The 23,091-nt window shown below is 41.5% G+C and carries 17 protein-coding genes; 11 read left to right on the forward strand and 6 right to left on the reverse strand.

Going from position 1 to position 23,091, the window contains the following annotated elements; all coding sequences use genetic code 11:
* Nucleotides 1–8 precede the first annotated feature (8 nt).
* From B9A18_RS05435 to B9A18_RS05445, 3 genes are all read left to right on the forward strand, one after another.
* Nucleotides 9–2,828: a M16 family metallopeptidase gene (locus B9A18_RS05435; RefSeq protein WP_235005240.1), complete on the forward strand. Its 2,820-nt coding sequence runs from the start codon at nucleotides 9–11 to the stop codon at nucleotides 2,826–2,828.
* A gap of 5 nt (nucleotides 2,829–2,833) precedes the next feature.
* Nucleotides 2,834–4,594, forward strand: coding sequence for a hypothetical protein (locus B9A18_RS05440; RefSeq protein WP_084287889.1), 1,761 nt, complete (start codon nucleotides 2,834–2,836; stop codon nucleotides 4,592–4,594).
* 76 nt (nucleotides 4,595–4,670) lie between these two features.
* Nucleotides 4,671–6,236, forward strand: coding sequence for a calcineurin-like phosphoesterase C-terminal domain-containing protein (locus B9A18_RS05445; protein ID WP_084287892.1), 1,566 nt, complete (start codon nucleotides 4,671–4,673; stop codon nucleotides 6,234–6,236).
* Nucleotides 6,237–6,369: 133 nt separating this feature from the next.
* On the opposite strand, the gene B9A18_RS05450 is transcribed toward B9A18_RS05445, so the two are convergent.
* The gene (locus tag B9A18_RS05450; protein WP_235005241.1) at nucleotides 6,370–9,753 is read right to left on the reverse strand and encodes a DEAD/DEAH box helicase; all 3,384 of its coding nucleotides are present in this window, start codon (nucleotides 9,751–9,753) and stop codon (nucleotides 6,370–6,372) included.
* Between the two features lie 118 nt (nucleotides 9,754–9,871).
* On the opposite strand from B9A18_RS05450, the gene B9A18_RS05455 reads away from it, so the two are divergent.
* The 8 genes from B9A18_RS05455 (at nucleotide 9,872) to B9A18_RS05490 (ending at nucleotide 19,104) form a co-directional block, all read left to right on the forward strand.
* The gene (locus tag B9A18_RS05455) at nucleotides 9,872–10,240 is read left to right on the forward strand and encodes a transmembrane 220 family protein (protein WP_084287897.1); all 369 of its coding nucleotides are present in this window, start codon (nucleotides 9,872–9,874) and stop codon (nucleotides 10,238–10,240) included.
* Nucleotides 10,241–10,253: 13 nt separating this feature from the next.
* Nucleotides 10,254–10,964, forward strand: coding sequence for an EboA domain-containing protein (locus tag B9A18_RS05460; protein ID WP_084287899.1), 711 nt, complete (start codon nucleotides 10,254–10,256; stop codon nucleotides 10,962–10,964).
* A gap of 11 nt (nucleotides 10,965–10,975) precedes the next feature.
* Entirely contained in the window at nucleotides 10,976–11,962 is a 987-nt protein-coding gene (locus B9A18_RS05465) for a TatD family hydrolase (RefSeq protein ID WP_084287902.1), read from the forward strand.
* A 7-nt stretch (nucleotides 11,963–11,969) separates the two neighbouring features.
* Nucleotides 11,970–12,884 carry a UbiA-like protein EboC gene (gene eboC, locus B9A18_RS05470; RefSeq protein WP_084287905.1) on the forward strand — a complete coding sequence of 305 codons (915 nt, stop codon included), beginning with the start codon at nucleotides 11,970–11,972 and terminating at the stop codon, nucleotides 12,882–12,884.
* Nucleotides 12,885–12,898: 14 nt separating this feature from the next.
* Complete coding sequence (locus B9A18_RS05475) at nucleotides 12,899–14,077, forward strand: 3-dehydroquinate synthase (protein WP_084287908.1); 1,179 nt, start codon at nucleotides 12,899–12,901, stop codon at nucleotides 14,075–14,077.
* A gap of 1 nt (nucleotide 14,078) precedes the next feature.
* On the forward strand, nucleotides 14,079–15,284 hold the full coding sequence (gene eboE, locus B9A18_RS05480) for a metabolite traffic protein EboE (RefSeq protein WP_084287911.1): 1,206 nt from the start codon (nucleotides 14,079–14,081) through the stop codon (nucleotides 15,282–15,284).
* Nucleotides 15,285–15,300: 16 nt separating this feature from the next.
* Nucleotides 15,301–16,653 (forward strand): alkaline phosphatase family protein, encoded by a 1,353-nt coding sequence (locus tag B9A18_RS05485; protein WP_084287913.1) that lies wholly within the window; start codon nucleotides 15,301–15,303, stop codon nucleotides 16,651–16,653.
* 99 nt (nucleotides 16,654–16,752) lie between these two features.
* Entirely contained in the window at nucleotides 16,753–19,104 is a 2,352-nt protein-coding gene (locus B9A18_RS05490) for a phosphocholine-specific phospholipase C (protein ID WP_084287915.1), read from the forward strand.
* A gap of 4 nt (nucleotides 19,105–19,108) precedes the next feature.
* Here B9A18_RS05490 and B9A18_RS05495 read toward each other — a convergent pair whose 3' ends face one another.
* The 5 genes from B9A18_RS05495 to pxpB all read right to left on the reverse strand — a co-directional run bounded on the left by B9A18_RS05495 (nucleotide 19,109) and on the right by pxpB (nucleotide 23,026).
* Nucleotides 19,109–19,348, reverse strand: coding sequence for an isoleucyl-tRNA synthetase (locus B9A18_RS05495; RefSeq protein WP_084287918.1), 240 nt, complete (start codon nucleotides 19,346–19,348; stop codon nucleotides 19,109–19,111).
* Between the two features lie 68 nt (nucleotides 19,349–19,416).
* Nucleotides 19,417–20,595 carry an NRAMP family divalent metal transporter gene (locus B9A18_RS05500; protein WP_084287921.1) on the reverse strand — a complete coding sequence of 393 codons (1,179 nt, stop codon included), beginning with the start codon at nucleotides 20,593–20,595 and terminating at the stop codon, nucleotides 19,417–19,419.
* A gap of 4 nt (nucleotides 20,596–20,599) precedes the next feature.
* Nucleotides 20,600–21,367 carry a LamB/YcsF family protein gene (locus tag B9A18_RS05505; protein ID WP_084287924.1) on the reverse strand — a complete coding sequence of 256 codons (768 nt, stop codon included), beginning with the start codon at nucleotides 21,365–21,367 and terminating at the stop codon, nucleotides 20,600–20,602.
* Between the two features lie 5 nt (nucleotides 21,368–21,372).
* Nucleotides 21,373–22,329: a 5-oxoprolinase subunit C family protein gene (locus B9A18_RS05510; RefSeq protein ID WP_084288759.1), complete on the reverse strand. Its 957-nt coding sequence runs from the start codon at nucleotides 22,327–22,329 to the stop codon at nucleotides 21,373–21,375.
* On the reverse strand, nucleotides 22,319–23,026 hold the full coding sequence (pxpB, locus tag B9A18_RS05515) for a 5-oxoprolinase subunit PxpB (protein ID WP_084287927.1): 708 nt from the start codon (nucleotides 23,024–23,026) through the stop codon (nucleotides 22,319–22,321). Before pxpB ends, B9A18_RS05510 begins: the two co-directional genes overlap by 11 nt.
* Nucleotides 23,027–23,091 lie beyond the last annotated feature (65 nt).

A 23,091-nucleotide genomic window follows, 5' to 3' on the forward strand; every position in this document is an offset into this window, starting at 1 on the left:
GGGCAAGGATGAGGAAGAAGATGAATTTAATGGCGTTATTGCTGGCCGGACTGGGACTTTTAAGTTCTAGCACTTATGCCCAGCAATTACGCCAAGACCCTAACCTGGTAACAGGCAAGCTAAAAAATGGCTTTACCTATTACATTTATAAAAACAATAAAACGCCAGGCAACTCGGTACTAAGGCTGTTTTTAAATGCGGGCTCTTTACAGGAAGAACCTAATCAGTTGGGTTTGGCCCACTTTATTGAACACATGGCTTTTAATGGAACTAAACATTATTCAAAAAATGATGTGATTGAATTCCTGGAATCCAAAGGTGTAAAGTTCGGTGCCGACCTGAATGCACACACCAGTTTTGATGAAACGGTTTATAAGATCAGTATCAATACCAAGGATGAGAAAAATCTGGAGAAGTCTATCGACATTATGGCCGACTGGGCATTTGGAGTAACTTTCGATAGTCATGAAATAGATAAGGAACGCGGTGTGGTAATTGAAGAATGGCGCAGTAAGCAAGGTGCAGCAAACCGCTTAAGAGAGCAGTACTTGCCAGTACTATTTAATAAATCGAGATATGCAGAGCGCTTGCCTATCGGTAAAGTCCATATCCTGAAAAACTTTAAGCGCCAAACCATTGTTGATTTTTATGAGAAATGGTACCGTCCGGATCTAATGTCCATTGCCATTGTAACAGATATTGATCCTAAAAAAGTTGAGTCTTATATCAAAAACGAGTTTAACCAGTATAAGGCTAAAAGTAAAGCACCAAGACTTTATTATGAACTACCTCAACACAGGGATACTTTATTTTCGATCCTTACAGACAAAGAGGCCAATGCTATTGAGCTGAGCGTTTTCAACAAGATCAAATCATTCAGCGGTATTAAAACCGAGCAGGATTACAAAGAGCAGCTGGCCAGAACGTTCTTTAACGCACTAGCTAAAAGCCGTTTTAGCAGAATATCGCAATTACAGAACGACTTCAAAGAAGGTAGTTTCTCTGTCAGCAATATTGTGTTAAAAAATGGAATCGTTTCAGGTGGAGCTTCTTTATACCACGACAAGGTTAAGGAAGGGATTGCCCAATATTTAACAGAAACACAGCGGATTTTCCGCTATGGCTTTACCAACGATGAGTTAAAAAAATATAGAGATGAATACATTGCTGCAATTAAACGCTCGGTAGCTGCAGAAGATAAAACTGCTGGCGAAACCTATATGAACGAGATTCATGATGTGTTTTACAATGGCAGTACCATGCTGGCAAAAGCAGACCGCAACAGACTTGCTTTAAAATATGCCACACAGATTGATTCACTTACTTTATTGAATTTATTAAGGTCGGTAAACAAACCCGGCAATACAGTGATCCTGCTTACTGCTCCTGAAAAGGATAAGGTCAATTTACCTAGCCAGTCTGCTTTAAAGGCCATGTTTGCCAAAGCTGCCTCAGCGCAAGTTGATCCCTGGACAGATCAGATTACCATGCCGACTAAGTTATTGGCACAGGAACCAATAGCTGGTAAAGTGATTAAAGAAGAAATGATTTCGGCCATTGGCGTTACCAAATGGACTTTGGCTAATGGTACCATTGTTTACCTGAAACCTACTGCTGAACGTAAGAATTACATTTCTTTATCGGGCTTTAGGAAAGGTGGCATTTATGCTCTTGATTCCGCACAGTATACAACGGCACAGTTTGTAAAACCTGTAACTGGTTTAAGTGGTGCCGGACCATTTAGTCGCCGCGCCCTTACGCAATTCCTTACCGGAAATTCAGCATCAGCAACGCTTGTGCTTTCAAGTACAAGAGAAGGGGTGGTAACCAGCGCAGATTGGAAAGATGCCAAAACTATGTTCCAGTTAATGTACCTGAAATGGATGTATCCAAATGCAGATCCTGTTACATTTGAGCAGGTCAAACGTCAGACAATAGAGAAACTGGAAAACAATAAGCTGTCTCCAAATTACGATTACAACAAAGCCATTGGCGAACTGTTAAAAGGCGATGAGGATTATGCGTCTGAAGTATCGGCAGAGCGACTAAACCAGGAAGCGCAGTTAAAAGACGTTATTCCTGTTTTTAAAAGCCGTTTTGGCTCCGCAAAAGACTTCCAGTTTGTAATTGTCGGCGGCTTTAATCCAGACAGCATTAAACCTTTGATAGAACAATATATTGGCGGCTTGCCTGCCGGCGATTACAGCAAACGGTTTGAATATAATGGCCCTGTAGCCGGCCATGCAGCAAAAGACATCCTGGTATATGCCGGCGCTGCACCAAAAAGCACAGTAAATCTTTTTCACCAGAGCAATAAGGTGACCTATGATTATCCGGGAATCCTGGTGCAAACACTACTACAGGAGGTATTGAAGGTAAAGCTGCGCTTAAACCTGCGCGAGGAAAATTCAGGCGTATATGGTGTGGGTGTATCTGTTTCATCAACCAATATCCCTGCTCCTTTAATCCGTGCAAGAATATCCTTCAGCTGTGCACCTGAATCTGCGGAATTCCTGATCAAACAGGCGCAGATTGAAATTAAAAAGGTAGCTGATGACCCTACTTATTTCAGTAGCGATCTGACCAATATCAAGCTACAGCAAATTGACGGGTACAAAAAGCAGGCAGATAAAAACCTGTTCTGGAGCTCGGCGCTAAGAAACCAGTTTTACTTTGGTTTTAAGGACTACAGCTATTTCAATGATTTCGAAAACATGATCAATAAAATCACTCCGGCCATGGTTGCTGAATACGCCAAAAAGTATCTGATAGATACCCCTGGTATTAAAGCTGTACTCTTGCCAGAAAATTTTAAGACACTAAACTAATTGTTATGAAGACTATTAAAAATATCACCTTCCTACTCCTACTTATTGTAGTTACCATAAGTGCAGGTTGTAAAAAAGATCAGGTAATGTATGGCAAAGGATTTGAATCTTTTAAGTTCGTTGTTAAAGAAGCAAATAAACCAGATCAAGAATATCCTGGTGTAATCACCGGCGACGAGATTGTAGTGCAGTTGCCAACAGAAGTTGACGTTACGAACCTGAAAGCCAGCTTTACCATAGATAACCCGCGTACAATTGTACAGGTTGGCACTGAAGTGCAGGAATCAGGTATTACTGAAAAAGACTTTACTAACCCGGTATCCTACAATGTAAAAGCAGAAGACAAAAGCAGAAGAAATTATTCAGTTCGCATTGAAAAGAAAATAGCCATAAAATCCTTTGGATTTTATGCGGAAGATAACCCGGGGCTATTGGCAGATTACGATGGAATTATTAAAGGACTAAACATCAACATACCCGTTCCTGAAACTGTAAATATAAATACACTCATTGCCCGGTTTGAAACTACGGCTGGTGTGGTTTTAAAGGTAGGATCGGTAACACAGGAAAATAGGAAAACAGCCAATAACTTTACCGATCCGGTACTCTATACACTCACTGAAGCAAGCTTAGCGGCCCCGTTTGACTTTACAGTTAGCATCTCATTTATCGGTCGTCAATGGGTACTAATAGGCGACAATTTAACTGTCCCTACAGCCTTTGGCATCAAGATGGCCATCAATCCAATTAACAACTATCCTTATTTCATTTATCAGCGTATTGGTAAAGATGAAGACGGAATTGCCATAATAAACGATAAGAAAAAGGTGGCAGTGATGGGTTACAACGGCACGGACTGGAAGAACATCGGCCCCTCAACTGGTATCTCTGAATTTAGAGCAGATGTTCCTGGAATTGCTTTTGACCAGGAAGGAACACCCTTTGTAGCCTATAAGGATTACATGAATAATGAGCAGAAAGCAACGGTATTAAAATATAATGGTGCAAGCTGGACAGTTGTTGGATCAAGTCGGTTTACCCCAATAAAAGTGGATTACCTATCTCTGGCAATGACCGCCAATGACACTCCTATTATATCAATGGCAAAAAATGGCACCGATCAATCGGGTGTTCCGGCAAGGGGTTTATATACGATGAATTACGTCAACTCAACATGGAGCAACATTACACCTCCGGGAGGAATTCCCATATTCTACAACCAGATCATTAGAGGCCTGGACAACAAGATTTACATAGGTTTAATGGATAGAAGTACCGGAACCAATAAGCCATCATTGTATGTGAACAACAATAATGTCTGGTCCGCGGTAGGTCCGACTTCATTCACTGCACCTGACCTTATGGTCGGTTTCCAAATGGTAAGTGTCGCAGTCGATAAAACTGGCCAGGCTTATCTGGCTTATGGAGTAGCACCATCATCAGGAAGATTAGTTCATGTAATGAAGTTTAACAAATCTATTTCTGCATGGCAGGAACTAGGTGCTCCTGCACCCGTGGGAAGTGAAAAAGATAAGTTTGCAATTGCCACAGATTCGGACGGCACACTCTATTTTGCCTACGCAACTTCTTCTTCTGTTATAGTAAAAACTTTCAATTCTTCCACAAATAACTGGAATTCTGAAAGAAGAGTGATCAAAGAAAAAGTAAATGAATTTGATATGCAAATAGCTTTGGATGGCACAGTTTACATTGTAGCAAGCATTACAAGTAACAGCAGAACAGCAGTTTACAAATACGCAAAATAAAAATAGCTGTTAAAAACAATAAAACCCATCATGAACTAATGATTTATGGTGGGTTTTTTCATAAAAAACACATCAAATGAAAAAACCAGGTTTACTGGCCATTACTTTAATGGCTTCTACATACATACACGCCCAAACCACCGCCTCCGGTTACGTATTTGCCGATGCAAACGGAAATGGCAAAAGAGATAAAACAGAAAAAGGCATCGCTAATGTCTCCGTAACTAATGGACAGCAAGTTGTCCTTAGTGACAACAAAGGTTTTTACCAGCTTCCGGTTGGCAACGACAACATCATCAGTGTGATTAAACCAAGTGGCTACAAAGTGCCATTAAACGCAGATAACCTACCGCAATATTATTACATCCATAAGCCACAAGGCTCACCAATATTAAAATACAAAGGAATATCACCTACAGGCCCTCTACCTAAATCAATCGATTTTGCCTTAAAGCCATCAACAGAAAAGGACAACTATACCGCATTGATCTTTGGCGACCCGCAGGTATATAACCAGGAGCAGGTAGATTACTTTGTACGCGATGTAATTACAGAAGTAGAAGGTATTAAAGATGTATCGGTTGGTATCAGCATGGGCGATGAAGTAGGCGATAAACTTGATCTGTTCCCTGCTTATACTACCGCAGTAAAACGTGTAGGGATCCCATGGTACAACATGATGGGCAATCACGATCTTAATGCGGATGCTCCTACTGATTCTTTATCTGATGAATCTTTTGAGGCCCATTTTGGCCCCACTACCTATGCTTTCAATTATGGAAAAGTACATTTCATTGTGTTGGATGATGTACTATATCCTGACCCGCGTGATGGACATGGCTATTACGGAGGTTTAAGAGACGACCAGCTAAATTTTGTAGAGAATGACCTGAAATATGTTCCTAAGGACTACCTGATTGTAATGACCATGCATATTCCCATGAGTGAGCCTGAATTCCTCTTCAGTTCAGCCACCAGAAAAAGACTATTCAATGCCATTAAAGATTTTCCAAATACACTTTCCATTTCTGCCCATACCCATATGCAGCGTCAGGATTTCTATATGAAAGGTACAGAATGGTTGCAGGATAAACCACACCATCATTTTAATATCGGAACCGCTTCGGGCGATTTTTACTCCGGCCTTAGCGACAAAAACGGGACACCCGTTTCTACTATGCGAGATGGAACACCTAAAGGCTATGGGTTTATTCATTTTAAGGGGAATCAATATGTAATCGATTATAAAGTTGCAGGTAAAGATGCTGCAGAGCAAATGAGAATTACCGCACCCGAAAAACTAAAAAAGAATAGTGATACGCTAGCCTATGTCTATGTGAATTTTTACACAGGTACAAAAAATGACAAAGTACAATATCGGATAAATGACAGCGAGTGGAAAAACCTGGTACAAAGCATGGAATTTGATCCCTTTTATGTTGCCGAAGTAGCAACATGGAAAACCATAGCGGATAAAACAAAAAAAGCCCGCCGTCCATCAAACCCGGCAAAAAGCACACACCTCTGGAAAGGCCCTATATCTACCAAACTACCCATTGGAGAGCACACAATTGAAGTAAAAACAACGGATATGTTTAACCGCACGTTTACACAAAAAAGCAGCTATGTGATTGAAGAATAATTACCAGAATTTAAAGAAGAGCTGCAAGTAATATTTACGTGCAGCTTTTTTTATTTATACAAATCTTGGATTTTGGTCATTATTACATCCGTTACTTCTCAGATTTCATACGATAGCTCAACAGCTTAGCACCTTAAAACAAACCCAGCAAATCTTTTTTAGAAAGGCTCTTATAAATGGAAGTTTCCGTTTTGATCAGATCATCTACCAAATCCCGCTTCGTGTTTTGTAGTTTCATGATCTTGTCTTCAATTGTATCCGGACAAATTAACCTTACTGCCACCACATTTTTTTCCTGCCCAATGCGGTAGGTACGATCGATGGCTTGATTTTCCACCGCAGGATTCCACCACGGATCAACAATATAAACGTAATCGGCACGGGTTAAGTTCAGCCCAACCCCACCAGCCTTTAAGCTGATCAGGAATACGCGTACTTCGGGGTTATCCTGAAAGGATGCTACTGCTCCAGCCCTGTTTCGTGTTTGTCCCGTCAGGTACTCATGAGCTATTCCCCTTTCATGTAACTCCTTCCTGATCAGATCAAGCATCCCCACAAACTGCGAGAAAACAAGGATCTTATGATTTGGTGATTTACTTTCTATCTGCTCCAGCAAGGTCTCCATCTTAGAAGATGCATTGCCATAAAACTTATCGTCCTTTAACAATGCTGCAGAATTACAGATTTGTCGCAGTCGGGTAATACCCTGTAAAATATGCATGCTGCTTTTTTGCAACTCATCTTCAGCAACACCCTCTATATAATCTTTAATATCCTGCACCGCAGCTTCGTAAACCTCCCGCTGTTCAGTACCCATCTCACAATAGATCACCATTTCAGTTTTATCAGGAAGCTCTTTGGCTACCTGCTCTTTGGTTCTGCGCAGAATAAAAGGACTAATCCTTTGCTGCAATTCCTTCGCACGCTTACTTTCTTTAAACTGATCAATAGGCACAGAGTACAATTCTTTAAACTGCTGCTTGGTGCCCAATAAGCCAGGGCAGGCAAATGACAGTTGTCCATATAAATCAAAAGTATTGTTCTCTATCGGTGTACCTGTTATAACTACTTTATTCCGTGATTGCAGCAACCTTACAGACTTATACCGCTGCGAATCCGGGTTTTTAATGGTTTGCGACTCATCTAAAAATACATAGTTAAACCGATAGACTTTTAAAAAGCGGATATCAGCCAATAAGGTTCCATAAGAAGTAAGAATAATCTCGTACTGATCAAATTCGTGGATGTCTTTCACCCGGTCGGCACCATAAATGGTACGAATTTTTATAGAAGGAGCAAATTTGGCCACCTCCGCCTGCCAGTTAAAAATCAGCGAGGCAGGAACAACAATCAGATTGGTATTATGGGCCGATTTCTCCCTTTGGCTAAGTATAAAGGCAATGATCTGTATGGTTTTTCCCAATCCCATATCATCAGCCAGACAAGCGCCAAAATTAAAATCATCCAGAAAGTTAAGCCAATTCACCCCATCCTGCTGATAACCCCGCAATTCGGCATTTAAAGTGTCGGGTATTTTTACCGGTGTAATCCCTTCCGGTCCGGATAACTTACCCCGATATATGGCCAGCTGGTCTTTTACCGATTCATCAAAAAGCTGTTCTTCATACAGCTCGGCAATCATATTGTAATTGATCTTATGGGTATGGATGCTATCCTCAACCACTTCTCCGGCACTAAAATAACTGGTAAATTTCTCTACCCACTCGTCCGGTAAAATCCCCATCGTCCCATCATCAAGCTTTATAAACTTGCTCTTATTCCTTATCGACTTATGCAAATGTTTTAAAGAGATAGCCTCACCATTGTACTCAACTTTTGCAACCGTTTCAAACCAGTCTATACCACTGATCACCTTAATAGAAATATCAGCCTTATACTGACTCAGGTTATTATTGTTCAGTTTATTGAAGCCCATAATAGTAATCCCTTTACTGCGCCAGGCTTCAAAGGCATCTAAAAACCATCCTATATCCAGAAAATGCTTACGGTGCATATAAAAGCAATCCATCTTCATATCCCCATCCATCTGCTCTTCAAAAAAAGGATGTTGCTTGGTAATATTAGCGATGAACTGTAATTCTTCCTCATCATCTCTGCGCAGTTTAAACGAATTGCCGTATTTATCCTTCCCAATGATCTGCTTTCTGGATAGCACAGGGATTTCGGTGTTGCTGTAGCGCATTACAGGGGTGATGAGCACAAAATCTTCCGACTCGGATAAATAAATGATCAACTCATTCTCCAGATCATAGCCCTTTTCTTCAATCTGCGTTTTCGTTGCAGGCTTTAAATACGAATAATTGATTTTAACCTTTTCTTCCAGTTTGGAAAGGATGCTTTCATAAAACTCATCAAACTTTGTCTTATGGATCATCATCTTACCATAATTCTTCTTAAAGAAATCAATTACCCTTAAAAAATCAGGGTTATCAATCAGGTAAAGGTTCCGATCTATCTGGATAAAATAGCGATGCCTAATTATCAGGTCCTCGATAACCAGCGATTGATCTTCCAACATCAATCTCCCGGAGACCTCGTAAAAATCACCCTTTTCATTAACTGACAAGATCAGATCTATACCTAGTATCTTTAGTTTTATAGGCGTTATTGAACTGGCAGATATATTGGCCGACACCTTGCTATCGTGCATATATACATCCAAACCTAGTGGATTTCTTGCCAGCGCCTTTAACGCTTCCAGATCAGATTCAGAAGCCTCTGCATTATAATTATTCTGGAATTTCAGTATACCGTTCAGGAATTTCAGCTCGCTGCCATTTTCAGCTACCCAAATCAAATCCGAGGGGTCTACAATTTTTAATGGATTCTTAATCTTACCATCCTTCCCCGGCAAACCCTCATATAAAAAAATGGTTAAATGACTGTAAAAACGATGCTGACTAAACACGACTATCGTTTTAGCGTCCTTTTTGATTAAGCCAGCTGATACAGGTATAAGCCCGTCTTTCGCTGGCAATAAGGCCTCACCAAGTTCGAGCTTCGTTTTTTTATTAATCGGGAACAGTGCTTTTACCTTCGGGCTGATCTCCAGGTTTCCTTTCACATAATCCATTTGAAAATGATCATCCAGTCGACCCTCATTTTCTAACCCATAATCCACTGCAAACTCCTTCAGCTTTTTCAGGCGCAAGGGTGCATCGAAAAACAAACGAAGCGGCTGCCTGTTCATGATGTTATACAGCACCTTGGCCTGGTATTCACATAATCCTTTAATAGCCGTGGAGCAGGTACATGACAACATTACGCGATCGGTAGTTTGGGTAACCGTTACCACCCTACTGTCCATAGAAACAGTCGTCTCCGCAAAAACAGCAAAGTTTACCGCAATTTCTGCAGGCGAAAGATCATAAAAACCCTTAGCCCCGGTATCCGTACCAATCTTATTATGTTTAAGTATATCTGATATGGATAATGCCGAAATGTTAAAGTTCTCTATAGTGTAATCATGTGTCGGGACATTGATTTCGTTCTCCACCTGCAATTTTTAATATAATCAATAAAATTCTAAAATACGTCGCGATCTTTTTAAATCGGTTTAATAATCTGTTTATTTGTATTTAACAAACACACACACAAATATAAACTTCATTACTATGCTCCTCAGTATTTTAAATTCCATTTTTTGCATTGCCTTTATTTTATTCGCATATGTAAACCTAAATGACGGCGATTCCTGGCTTTGGGTGCCCATTTATATGATTGCATCCATTTGTTGTGGATTTGCCATATTTAAACTTTTTTACCCTACAGTATACCTGGTAGCCATATCTTTCTACCTGGTTTATGCTACGTTTTTGTTTTTTGCTAAAGATGGGGTGCGCGACTGGATCGTTCAGTATAAAACCCCGAGTCTTGTTGAAAGCATGCAGGCTACAAAACCTTATATAGAAAAAACCAGAGAGTTTTTCGGCCTGCTGATCATTAGCGGAGCGTTGGCCATAAACTATTTCTTAGCTTGTTAACCAGGAGATCATCATGCCTTTAATAGATATTCAGGACTTAAAAAAACTTAACCAACTGCTTTGGAACATTCTTAAAAAGAACCTCAACACAGCAGCAATAGAATGGATCCAGCATAAAATCACGCTGATTGTTGCCGAAGATAAATCAGTTCAACTACAGCTGTGCTTTGCTCATCTTCCACGCATTGCCTCAAAAAAAAGCATAAACGTCCTTGATGAGGAAGTGCAGCAGATTAATGACCTGTTACCCGGTTTCGTGATCCACGACTGGACCACTGACAAGCTATCAAGGGTATGGCTTTTAATGCAACTGCCCCCAGACAACAAAGAAACCTATATTAAAAAAATTAACGGATTATTTGCCGCAGCAGAAATGAATGAGCAAATTGCCTTATACTCGGCCCTTCCGCTTTATTTTTATCCTGAAGAATGGATTTCAAGGTGCGAAGAAGGTATAAGAAGTAATATCGGAACGGTATTGGAAGCCATTATGTACGATAACCCTTATCCTGCAAAATTCCTCTCTGAACCTTCATGGAACCAACTGGTGCTAAAAGCTTTTTTCACAGAAAAGGAAGTGAATAAAATCTACGGACTCTATGAAAGGGCCAATGCTGCACTTACTGAAACGTTACAGGATTATATACAGGAGCGACTCGCTGCACACAGAACGGTAGCGCCGGAGATTTATCAATTGACACAACAAACTGAAACCACAAAATAAAACAATGAACTATGTGCTGTAATGAGAATTTCGAGGAAAGAAATAAGGGAGAAAAGATACAAACTACCCTTGATCTGAACGATATAAGCGGAATGAAGTTTTTTGATCCGCATATACATATGACATCCCGCACTACGGACGACTACCAGGCCATGGCTGATGCAGGTATTGTAGCGCTGATAGAACCGGCCTTTTGGCTCGGACAACCACGTACAGGTGTAGACAGCTTTACGGATTATTACAGTAGCCTCATTGGCTGGGAAAGATTCAGATCTTCGCAATTCGGTATTAAACACTATTGCACCATCGGTTTAAACTCCCGCGAAGCGAACAACGAAAAGCTGGCCGAGCAAGTGATGGAGATTTTACCGCAGTTTATTTTTAAAGAAGGTGTAGTGGGTATTGGCGAAATTGGCTTTGACGACCAGACCGCAGCAGAAGAAAAATATTACCGCTTACAATTGAACCTGGGGCTGGAAGCCGGACTACCGGTACAGATTCACACGCCACACCGCGATAAGAAAAAAGGTACACAAAGGAGCATGGATATTGCTATTGAGCAAGGCTTAGCTCCGCATATGGTTATCGTGGATCATAACAACGAGGAAACAGTAAAAGAGGTGCTCGACAGAGGCTTCTGGGCAGCATTTACCATTTACCCCTTTACAAAAATGGGCAATGAGCGCATGGTAGAAGTGGTTAAACAATATGGTTCGGAAAGAATCATGATCAACTCTGCGGCCGACTGGGGTATCAGCGATCCTTTAGCCATTCCTAAAACTGCGGCTTTAATGAAAAGATCGGGCATCAGTTTAGCAGATATTGAATTGGTTACTTATCGCAACGCCATTACCGCCTTCGCGCAAAGTGGACAGATTGATGAGAATGACTTTACTGCCGTTAAAAATATTGATCAAAGCCAGAAGTTTGCCAGCAATTCCATTTTACGTGGTGGCCAACAACCAAGAATAGACAAAAATTCAATCATCATCTCCTAAACATATCATGAACAAACTATTAGGTTACCTGAGGCTTATGCGCCCGGCCAATGTGGTTACAGCTGTCGCCGATGTACTGGCCGGTATGGCCATTGCAGGTTATTTTTTCCAGGTAGCATCCGAAAACACAGGCTTAAACACTGGCTTGCAGATTTCTTTACTCCCTGTAATTCTCTTATGTATATCAACCATTGGCCTTTACAGTGGCGGGATTATTTTAAATGATGTTTTTGATGCAGAACTGGACAAGATTGAACGTCCGGAACGCCCAATTCCAAGCGGATTGGTATCTAAAAAAGCCGCAACAATCTTTGGCGGCATATTTTTCTTTATCGGTATTTTTAGTGCAGGACTTTACAACGCAAATTCTCAATACCTGGCTGTGGCCATCATGGTTTGCTGTCTGATTTATAACAGATTCCTGAAGCACAATGCTATTTTCGGACCATTAAACATGGGACTGTGCCGTGGTTTAAATTTGTTACTGGGTATCAGCATTATACCTTCAGAAATACAACATTGGTGGTTTTTAGCCATTGTTCCCATCATTTATATCGCAGCGATCACCATGATCAGCAGAGGGGAAGTACATGGAGGCCATAAAAAAACGCTTTATTATGCTGCAATAATGTATGTCGTTGTTATTGCTGCAATTTTAGTAGTGGCCCAAACGAGAAGCAACCTGCTACCTTCACTTATTTTTATAGTGCCCTTTACCCTGATGATCTTTACTCCCTTGTTAATCGCCATCCAGGCTCCAATGAGCAAACACATTGGCAAAGCTGTAAAAGCTGGGGTTATTGCCTTAATTTTAATGAATGCGGCCTGGGCAGCTGCCTTTGGAGCATTGAACGTTGCCATTTTCATTGTCATTTTATTACCCATATCAGTACTCTTAGGCAAAGCCTTTGCCGTTACTTAGTCACCCTTTAACATATGAGTTATTTAGAACAGTCTTTCAGTGTAAAATTTGACTATAAAATTTACTTTACTGATTCTCTTTTTAAGAAAAAAAACACCACCCTATCCGCATTCTTTAAAGAAAGAGCAGCAACGGGAGGGCAAAAAATATATTTCGTTATTGATGAAGGAGTAGCGCTCGCGCATCCAAATCTGATTAATGACATCAAGGCTTATTTTGATCAGCATCAGGAAGTAAAACTGATCCAGGATTTCATGATCATTCCAGGTGGCGAAGCCTCCAAAAATAACACTGCGTTATTTGATCAAATTGTTAATGCAGTGGATGTGTGCGGCATCGACAGACATTCCTATATCGCGGCCATTGGCGGCGGGGCAGTGCTTGATTTAGTAGGTTATGCCGCAGCGGTTTCCCACCGGGGTATCAAACACATCCGCATCCCCACTACCGTACTTTCACAAAACGATTCGGGTATTGGCGTTAAAAATGGCATCAATTATAAAGGCAAGAAAAACTTCCTCGGCACTTTTGCACCTCCAACCGCAGTGTTTAACGATGAACAGTTTTTACAAACCTTAAGCGACAGAGATTACCGTTCGGGAATCTCTGAAGCCATAAAGGTTGCCCTGATCAAAGATCCTGAGTTCTTTAACTGGATTGAAGAGCATGCTGAAGCACTTTCCAATAGAGAAGCAGAAAGTATGGCCTACCTGATTAAACATTGCGCAAAACTGCATTTAGACCATATTTCCGGCGCAGATCCTTTTGAAAGTGGATCCGCAAGGCCTTTGGATTTTGGCCACTGGAGTGCCCATAAACAAGAGCAACTGAGCAATTTCAGTGTGTTACATGGCGAGGCCGTAGCAATGGGCATTGCCCTCGATAGTACTTATTCCTTTTTTGCCGGCTTATTAACAGAAGATAAATTGCAGCGCATCCTGAACGTACTGCTACAACTTTCATTCAACATCACAGATTCCATTATCCAGATTCATGATGAGCAATCACCAATCTTAAAAGGATTAACAGAATTTCAGGAACACCTTGGTGGTAAGTTAACAATTACGCTGTTGACAGACCTTGGAGCCGGAAAAGAAGTCCACGAAATGGATCATCAGCTATTGATTAAAGCAAGCAACTACATAGTCGATTTCGTGACACACGGCATGGCCCTAAACGCAAGCAAAAACTAACATGAGAATAAACACGGGACATTTAACCTATTGCACAAATATCCATGCGGGCAAAAACTGGACTGAAGATTTCAATGCGTTAAAACAGCATTTTCCGGTTATCAAGCAAACTATTGCGCCTGCACAACCATTGGGTTTGGGATTAAGACTCTCAAATGAAGCCAGTCTGGAATTGCAGAACGAGGAAACCTTAATGGAATTCAAACAGTGGCTAAAGGAAAATGACGCTTATGTTTTTACCATGAACGGCTTTCCTTACGGGGATTTCCATCATGCCATTGTTAAGGAAAATGTACATGCGCCAGACTGGACTACGTTTGAGCGCAAAGCTTATACCATAAGACTGTTCCATATCCTGAAATCATTATTGCCGGAAGGTATGGACGGAGGTATTTCTACCTCACCGCTTAGTTACAGACATTGGTTTAAAGGTGAAATAGACCTTGAGGCAGCAAAAAAAACAGCTACACTAAACATCCTTGCTGTAGTAAGGGACTTGATTACTATCTCTCAGGAAAGCGGACAGCTGCTGCACCTTGATATAGAACCTGAACCGGATGGGATACTGGAAACAGGACGGGAGTTTATCGACTGGTATGAAAAATACCTGCTGACCTTAGGTACTCCCCTAATCGCTACAGAGTTTAAACTTTCTCCTGAGGACGCTGAACTGCTGTTAAAAAAACATGTTTGCCTTTGTTACGATGTTTGCCACTTCGCCATCGGCTATGAAGATCATGTAGCCGTATTGACCGAACTGGAACAGAAAGGCATTCAGGTTGGTAAGATCCAGATCAGCGCAGCACTAAAAGCAGATCTAAGAGGAAACGCAGCAGAGCAATCTGCTATAAAAAACAGCTTCGCCGCATTTAATGAACCCACCTACTTACATCAGGTGGTAGCGCTAAAAGAAAATGGTTCATTGACTCGTTATCCCGACCTGCCCCAAGCGCTTGAAGATACTGAAAACGAGGCTATACAATGGCGTTCACATTTCCATGTTCCTATTTCCGTTAAAGAAATCGGTTTACTGCAATCGACCCAGGACGACATCACTACCCTGCTTGAACTACAAAAGAACAAGCCCTTTACCAACCACCTTGAAGTAGAAACTTATACCTGGGAGGTTTTACCTGAACAATTAAAATTACCAATTGCCCAATCCATCAGCAATGAATTAAGCTGGGTAATTGATACACTAACATAGATACAAGCCTTTTAAGATGAAGAAAACTGTAGTAATTGATGTTGTGGGATTATCCTCAAACCTGATTGGGAAGCACACCCCTTTTTTAGATCAGTACATAAAAAGCAAGAAACTAAATACCATAACGCCCATGTTACCGGCGGTTACTACAGCAGTGCAGTCTACTTATTTAACAGGGAAACTACCTACCGATCACGGCATTGTTGGCAATGGCTGGTACGATGCAACAGATGCAGAGATAAAGTTCTGGAAGCAATCAAATAAGCTGGTGCAGGCAGAAAAGATCTGGGATAGGGCCAAAAAAGAAAACCCCGAATTTACCTGCTCAAATATGTTCTGGTGGTACAATATGTATTCCAATGCAGACTATTCGGTAACACCACGACCGAACTACCTTGCGGATGGCAGAAAAATGCCCGACTGCTATTCAGAGCCGGCAGAGTTGCGCGACATATTACAGGACAAGTTAGGTCAATTCCCCTTGTTCCAATTCTGGGGTCCTGGGGCAAACATCAAATCCTCGAGATGGATTGCCGACGCGACCATGCTGACCGACGAGATGCAGAACCCAACTTTAACCTTAGTCTACCTACCTCACCTCGACTATTGCCTGCAAAAGTTTGGTCACAATTTCAACCACATCAGTAAGGAGTTAAATGAAATAGATGCCGTATTAAAGGACTTAATCAGCTATTACGAAAGCAAAAATGCCAACATCATAATACTTTCCGAATATGGCATAACTCCAGTAAATAAGCCTGTTCATTTAAACCGTGCTTTCAGAGAAAACGGACTGCTGCAAATTCGAATTGAACGTGGTTTGGAATTATTGGATGCCGGCGCGTCAAAAGCATTTGTTGTTGCCGATCATCAGATTGCCCATGTATACATCAATGATCCATCTGTAACAGAACAAGTAAAAAAAATCCTTAAAAATACCCCAGGCATTGCTTTAGTACTAGATGCCGAAGGGAAAAAAGCACATGGCATGGACCATGAGCGCGCTGGGGATTTCGTATTGGTTGCCGAACCTGAAAGCTGGTTTACCTATTACTTCTGGCTCGATGATGCAAAGGCACCAGACTATGCAAGGTGTGTAGATATCCATAAAAAACCAGGTTATGATCCTGTTGAAATGTTCATGTCCTCAAAACCCAGGGCAGCCTATAAATTACTGAGAAAAAAAGCAGGCTTCAGGTACATTATGGACGTGATTCCTTTGGATGCAACGCTGATCAAAGGTTCGCATGGCAGCATCAATACACCTGTTGAATTCCATCCTGTTTTAATTACTGACCCCACATTAAACTCAGAAAATGTGACTGCAACAGAAGTTTATGATGTGATCTGGAAAGCTTTAAACGCTTAATATCCGGACAAGAAACATCATATTTTGATAATAAAAACTACATTTTATAATATAAAGAATATTGCTAAGTTTGGTTTTGCTAACACCAAATAAAACCAAATGAACTCAAGAAGGAACTTTCTAAAAAAAGCAGCAATATTATCTGGGGCAGCAGGCCTGCCTAATGTAATTCCAATGTCTATCCAAAAGGCAATGGCCATTAGTGCCGCCCCCGGAAGCACATTTCAGGACGCAGAGCACATTGTGTTTTTAATGCAGGAAAACCGTTCTTTTGATCATATGTTTGGTAAGCTTAAAGGTGTACGCGGGTTTAATGACCCCAGAGCTTTTACTTTGCCCGATAAGGATAAGGTATGGCTTCAAAAGGATGAAAAGGGCAATACTTACGCTCCTTTTCATGTAGACATTAATAAAACGAAGATTACCTGGCAAGGGGGCCTCCCGCACTCCTGGAACGATCAGCTGGCAGCACGTAACCGCGGCAGTTATGATAAATGGGTACCAGTAAAAAGTCTGATGTCATTAGGTTATTACGACCGTACTGACGTTCCATTTTATTACGCCATGGCTGATGCCTTTACCATTTGCGACCATCATTTCTGCTCTTCCTTAACCGGAACCACGCCAAATCGCCTGTTCTTTTGGTCGGGAACCATCAGACCCGAGCAAAACGGAAAATCTGTTGCAGCCGTAAACAATAGCCAGGCCGAGTCGCGCGATAATGTTTATGTAGACTGGCATACCTTTCCTGAAATTTTAGAAGACCATAACATCAGCTGGAAAATATACCAGAATGAGTTGTGGACTTCCAATCTGAAAGGCGAAGGCGTAGATGACTGGCTGGGTAACTACGGCGACAATGCCCTTGAATACGTAAAACGCTATAACGTTAAACTTTCCACCTATTTCAGAAAAAATGGTGATCACACGGTGAAACCTCCCCTAAGTGCGGAACAAGTCAGGGCCAAATACGACAAGCTATCTTCGAAAGAGAAAAACCTGATTGATAAGGCCTTTGCGACCAACATCAGCTCACCAAATAACTACCTTGAGCTTACACCCTTTTCATTTACTGACGATAAAGGACAGGCCCAAACCATGAACATACCTAAAGATGATCTGTTTTATCAGTTCAGGTCGGATGTAGATAATGGTAAACTACCTACAGTATCCTGGTTGGTTGCCCCAGAAAAGTTCTCCGATCATACCAGTTCCCCTTTGTATGGCACCTGGTATGTGTCTGAAGCTATAGACATCCTAACCAAAAATCCTGAGATCTGGAAAAAGACCATTTTCATTCTTACCTATGATGAGAATGATGGTTACTTCGATCATATTCCTCCATATGTACCGCCTAAACCAAATTATGCCGACACGGGAAAGGTTTCTGCCAAAATAGATGTAGCCGTTGACTATGAATTAAAAAAAGACAGTCCGATTGGTTTGGGATATAGGGTTCCAATGCTCATTGCCTCACCATGGAGCAAAGGTGGCTATGTAAATTCTCAGGTATTTGACCATACCTCATGTCTGATGTTTTTAGAGCAGTTTTTAAGTGAAAAGACGGGCAAAACAATAAAAAGCAATAACATCAGTGATTGGCGTCGGGCAATATGCGGAGATTTAACCTCAGCTTTCCGCCCGGCCTCAGCTGCGCCAACAGCAGTCCCTCCATTGTTGAAAAAAGAAGAGGTCCTGATCAGCATTAATAATGCTAAGAATAAACCTGCACAGCTTAAACCGGATCCACTAACGAAACAGGAAATAGAAAACCTGACGTATATGCCACAGCAGGAGAAAGGAACCAAACCGGCCTGTGCATTACCGTACCAATTGTTCTCTGAATGCAGACTAGATACCGGTAAAAAACATATTGAATTACATTTCGAAACAGGGAAAGGAAATTTCGGACAAAAGACCCTACCTGTAGGAGCTCCTTTTTTAGTGTATACTTCAAATATCTATAAGGGGAAAGCCGGAAAAACCTGGAATTACGCACTGGCAGCAGGCGATAAATTAACTGATACCATACAGCTGGATCATTTCAGTGAAGAGCTGTACGACCTGAATGTTAGCGGTCCCAATGGATTTTTCCGTCGCTTTAAAGGGAGCAAGAACGACCCTTTATTGAACATCAGTTGTCTATATCAAATCGGCGGATTTTTCAGCAAAAAACCAACCGGTAACATTGAGCTATTGCTAGAAAACATCGGCGCAAAAGCGATAGAACTGGAAATTACTGACAACGCTTATAAAAGCATCAGCAAAAAAAACATATCCTTGTCTGCAAAGCAAAAAACTAAGGTTTTAATCGATTTGAAAGAGAGTTCCTTCTGGTATGATTTTACTGTAAAAGTTGCAGGTATGTCTAACTACAGCAGGCAATATGCAGGTCATGTTGAAACCGGAGAAGATTCACTAACAGATCCTTTAATGGCTGGTCAGTTGTAGCAGATTAAACTGAATCTTCGTGTTTATCAGGATCTAATTGAACCTCTACTTCATTTACTTTTTTAGCAAAAAAGATGGGGTACAAGAACCATACTGAACCGACTAAAAATAGAACACCGGAAAGTTTTAATACATATATAGCCGATTCTATTTTGTTAGCCTCCATAATTTTAAAGGCTATTAATCCTATAATGCCTAAAATGATGATGTATACAGCTTTTTGAAGTCTTAGAACTTTTATCATAATACGAGGATTAAGTTAACTCATAGATAATGAACAAAAATCAAACCAACAATATGTAAACAAGTGTTTTACAAGAAATACCCCATCATTACATTTATGCTCATATAGGTCATAATGAATACGATCAGCACACCAAATATGGTTAACCAAATCGGATGTTTGTAATCGCCAACAATTCTGGTTTTATAGGAAGCAAATAAAATTGTTGCCAGGGTAACCGGCAGAATAAAGCCATTTACTACGCCTGCCATAATCAACAAGCTAACAGGCTTACCTACAAATGCAAAAATGAGGGTAGAGACCATAATAAAAATAATGATGACCCTGTTTTCATTTTTAGCGATTGCCGGACTAAATGATTTTATAAACGAAACCGAAGTATAAGCTGAACCAATGACTGAAGTGATGGCTGCCGAGAACATCACCAGTCCAAACAACCTGTAGCCGAGGTTGCCTGCTGCCAATTGAAATATCGATCCCGTAGGATTCCCCTGATCAATAACCAAACCTTTGCTGATTACGCCCAGCGATGCTAAAAATAGAAATATCCGCACCAATGAAGCGACAGAAACACCCATCACCGCACTGGTGGTTACCAACGGCAAAACCCTTTTGCCTTTTATGCCTGCATCAAGCAAACGGTGTCCACCGGAAAAAGTAATGTATCCGCCAACGGTACCACCCACCAGCGTAATGATGGTCATGAGATCAATTTTTGCGGGAAGAATGGTTCGTAGTGCCGCCTCAGCAACAGGTGGATTAGTAGTGATGGCGATATAGATGATTACAATGATCATGATAAAACCCATCACCTGTGCAAACCTGTCCATCGCTTTCCCCGCTTCTTTAATCATAAAAATAGCAATAGCTATTGCCGCAGATATCAAAGCACCGGTAATAACAGGAATGCCAAACAGCGCATTTAGGCCCAAACCTGCCCCGGCAACATTCCCAATATTGAAGGCTAATCCACCGAAAACAATAAGCAGGGAAATAAAGCTGCCCAAACCCGGTAGCAATAAGTTTGCGATATCCTGAGCACGCTTTTCCGAAACAGCAATAACCCTCCAGATATTCAGCTGTACACCTATATCAATCAGTATAGAAGTAAGAATCACGAAACCAAAGCTGGCCCCCAGCGTTTGGGTAAATACAGTCGTTTGTGTTAAAAAACCCGGCCCAATGGCCGATGTAGCCATTAAAAAGGCCGCGCCTGTTAAAACACTCCAGTTTATTTTTCCATTCATACAGCTATGGTGCTTGCAGGTTTATATTTTTCTCTTTAAACAGGTTGTGAATTTTTGCAGCAAAGCTAGCCGCATGAACTCCATCGCCATGCAGGCATATGGTGTTGGCTTGTATGGCGACATCCGTACCACTTACCGCAGTTACAATCCCTTCTTTTACCATACGTAACGATTGTGCTACTGCCATATCTTCATCGGTAATCAATGCATTGGCAGCTCTCCTGGAGGTTAAGGTGCCATTATCCTGATAAGTTCTATCAGCAAATACTTCATTGGCCACCTGCAAGCCAATGTTACGACCTGCCAGGATCAGCTCACTGCCCGATAGTCCGTACAAAACCAGTTGTGGATTTACTTTATAAACAGCTTCTGCAATTGCTTCTGCCAGGTTTTTATGGGTCGCGGCCATATTATAAAGGGCCCCATGGGGTTTTACATGGTGTAGTATCCCGCCTTCTGATTGAACAAATCCATTCAGGGCACCTATCTGATACATCACCATATCGTAAGCTTCTTCGGCAATAATGGACATTTCCCTTCGGCCAAAACCTTGCAAATCCGGCAAGCCCGGGTGCGCACCTATTGCTACATTGTGTTTTAAAGCCAATCTTACCGTCTTTTTCATTACAGCAGGATCACCTGCATGAAAGCCACAAGCAATATTTGCAGATGTGATATAAGGAAAAATAGCCTCATCGTTGCCAATCTGGTAGGCACCATAGCTTTCACCCATATCACAGTTTAGATCTACTGTATACCAGCCGCTATCCATAAGCTTTATATATGTTTTAGTGTTATTGTTTGTTTTAATTGTTTAAGCTGCATTTCTCGATGGAGCAGCGCCTGGCGGGCTTCCGCTAAAGTAACTAATTTAAAGCGAATTTGTTGTCCGCTTTTCATTTGCGCAAGCTTGGTCAGGTCGGCCGTAATAACCTGTAATACCCGCGGATAGCCTCCCGTAGTTTGATGATCTGCCATTAGCAAAATGGCTGCACCATTAGATGTAACCTGTATGGTTCCAAAGGTAACTGCCGAAGAAAGCATTTCCTTAGGTTCAGGCAACAGTAAAGCCGGCCCCTCCAGTCTATAGCCCATACGGTCGGCCTCTTTAGTGATCAGATAATTATCAGTAAATAAACCGGCTATACTTTGCCCGGTAAACAATTCATATTCCGGCCCCTTCATCACGCGGATTTCATTATCACTAAACTCAGGGTATAGCTGCTGGCCTGCCGACCAGTTAAAGACAGCCCCGTTAGGTTTATATATATTTTTGAAGGGCAATTCATCATCTTTTTTTAGCATTCGCCCCTCGTAGCCGCCAAAACCAGCCTTCAGATAAGTGGAATAGCTTCCCAATACCATGGGCAAATCAAAGCCGCCAAATACAGTAAGATAGCTGCGGCAGCCCGTTATTGCCGATCCAAAACACAGCATAGCGCCTTTAGGTATAAAAACCGGGCGCCACATTTTTACTGGCTTACCATCCACCATTGGGCTTAGGTTACCACCGGTAATAGCCACCAGCTGATCTGTCTCAAAAAGCAAATTGGGGCCAAGCAATGTACATTCCAGACCGGCTTCAGCAGCATGGTTTCCTAGCAATAAATTGCCAATTTCAAGTGCCAGGGTATCCATTGCACCGCTCACAATTATACCATCCTTGCGGTACCCTTTTCTGCCTAAATCCTGTACTGTTGTTAGCAGTCCTCCTTTTACGACCTTAATCCCCATTTGCCTGCCCTTTAATTTTGTTAAATTCAGCTTCATTTATGGCTACAAAACGCAGTTTATCTCCGGCCTTTAACAAGGCAGGAGGTTGTCGTTCTACATCAAACAGTTTTAAAGGAGTTTGTCCAATAATCTGCCATCCCCCAGGTGTCTCAATCGGATAAACTCCGGTTTGCGCACCTGCAATACCGACAGAACCCGCAGCAATTTTGCTTCGTGGCGTTTCCTTTCTTGGGGTAGCAATTTTTTCATTCATCCCACCCAGATAAGGGAAGCCGGGCGCAAAACCAATCATATATACCAGGTATTCGCCTGCAGTATGTAAAGCAATCACTTCAGTTTCGGAAATCCCTGCATGAGTAGCTACATCGGACAGATCCGGCCCCTGTGTACCACCGTATAAAACGGGGATTTCTACTACTGGAGCATCCTTTTCTTCAATCCCCTCCATAATTTCCAGCAGCATATCCTGCAACAGGGATTGTGCAGTTTCATAATCAGTAATCAGGGCATCATAAAATATAGTTACCGTTGTAAATGCAGGCACATATTCAATAAACCCTTCAAAAGAATAATCTTCCAGAAAGCTACATATGGATGAGATGTGGTGTTGAATACTTTCAGAAATTTCATTACCCAATTGTATCACAATGGCACTATCTCCCAGAGGATAATACTGAATGGTTTCGACAGCTTTCATTCGATTATTTCGTTTGGCACCTTGTAAAGATATACAATAAGTATACACAAAAAAGACCGCACCAT

Source organism: Pedobacter nyackensis (assembly GCF_900176505.1).
Classification (GTDB): domain Bacteria; phylum Bacteroidota; class Bacteroidia; order Sphingobacteriales; family Sphingobacteriaceae; genus Pedobacter; species Pedobacter nyackensis.